Here is a 1470-nt window from a genome sequence, read left to right as displayed (position 1 = left end):
GCTGGGGGCCTGAGTCGGGGGCGAGGGTGGTGTCGCCGTCGGGTGTGTCGGAGGCGTCGTACAGCACCGGCGGACCCAGCAGTCCGAACCGCAGCCCGTCCCGCATAGCGTCCGTCCGCTGCCTTCCCGTGCCGTCGTACCGGACCGCGCCCCCCGGCGACTCGTGTCGGCCCGCGCCGACTCTCCCACGGCTTCCGTGCGGTCCCGGTAGGACCGTTGGGCACATGTTAGCGATCCGTTGGCGGGACCTGATGTGATCACTTCATCGGATCCGGCGCCGACGGCGCACGCGGACGACGCGTAGCTCGGGGGAGCGCCGCCGCCGCTGCCGGATCCGGAAACGCGCGGTGCCCCGGTCGGTGGAGGTGAACGACCGGGGCATTCGTGTGGGTACGCGCGCTGGGGGATGGCCGCACCGCCGACCGGGGCTACAGGATGGGCGGGCGGCCCAGCCGGGTGAGGCGCCACACGGTGCGCCAGCGCATGGGGCGGCGCTCGCCGCCCGACTCGCGCCAGCCCTCCATGAACCCGCCGAACCACGCCCGCAGTCCACCCCCGGAACGGGTCCGCAGCAGGGTGATGAGCACCCACACCCCCAGATGGACGGGGATGAGGAGCAGCGGGAGCCGGCGGCGGGCCAGCCAGACACGGTTGCGGGCGTTGACCCGGTAGTAGATGGCGTGCCGGGCGGGCGACGTCTTCGGGTGCTGGAGGAGCAGTTCGGGGGCGTAGAGCACGGTCCAGCCGGCGTCGATCGCCCGCCACGCCAGGTCCGTCTCCTCGTGCGCGAAGAAGAACTCGGCGGCCCAGTCGCCCGTCTCGCGGAGCATGGCCATGGAGAGGGCGTGTCCGCCGCCGAGGAAGCCGGTGACGGGGCCGCCCCGCAGGGGGTCCTTGGCCCCGACCCTCGGCACGTGCCGCCGCTGGGTCTCACCGGTCTCGTCGGCGATACGGAAACCGACGATGCCGAGGCGGGGTTCGGCGACGTACAGGTCCCGGACTCGGCGCAGGACGTCGGCGTCGACGAGCAGTCCGTCGTCGTCCAGTTCGACGACGATGTCGACGTCCCCGAACGCGCGCAGCCGCTCGATGGCCACGTTGCGGCCGCCGGGGCAGCCGAGGTTCTCGTCCACCTCGATCGGCGTGACCTCGCCGGGGAGGCCGAGCCGCTCGGCGAACTCCGGCAGCGGGCACCCGTTGCCCACGATGACGATGCGTGCGGGCGCCAGGTCCTGCTTGGCCACGGACGCGAGCAGCGCGTCCACCTCGGTGGGCCTGTTCCCCATCGTCACCACGGCGACGGCGACCCGAGGCCCCTCCTCCGCGTCCGTCACGACACCAACCCCATCCCGTCGACCGACCATCCGAGACAGCCGACGAGCCCCCGCAACCGGCCGACTGATTACCGCCGGATGCTAGCCGTTCACGCCGACGACTTCTCAGAGACGCCCCAAGTACGCGGCTGACGAC

At 72.7% G+C, this 1470-nt stretch carries 1 protein-coding gene; it reads right to left on the bottom strand.

Features of this window, described 5'->3' with window-relative positions:
* Nucleotides 1-428: 428 nt before the first annotated feature.
* Nucleotides 429-1364 carry a glycosyltransferase family 2 protein gene (locus AOK15_RS40395; protein WP_055524135.1) on the bottom strand — a complete coding sequence of 312 codons (936 nt, stop codon included), beginning with the start codon at nucleotides 1362-1364 and terminating at the stop codon, nucleotides 429-431.
* Between the last annotated feature and the right edge of the window lie 106 nt (nucleotides 1365-1470).

It is taken from the genome of Streptomyces ossamyceticus (assembly GCF_001418475.1).
GTDB lineage: Bacteria > Actinomycetota > Actinomycetes > Streptomycetales > Streptomycetaceae > Streptomyces > Streptomyces ossamyceticus.
The sequence above is the reverse complement of the archived record's forward strand: the minus strand, read 5'-3'. Positions and strand labels throughout refer to the sequence as shown.

Excerpts from the sequence above, each read along its gene's own strand:
- AOK15_RS40395 (WP_055524135.1), bottom strand. The coding sequence starts at position 1,364 with ATGGTCGGTCGACGGGATGGGGTTGGTGTCGTGACGGACGCGGAGGAG.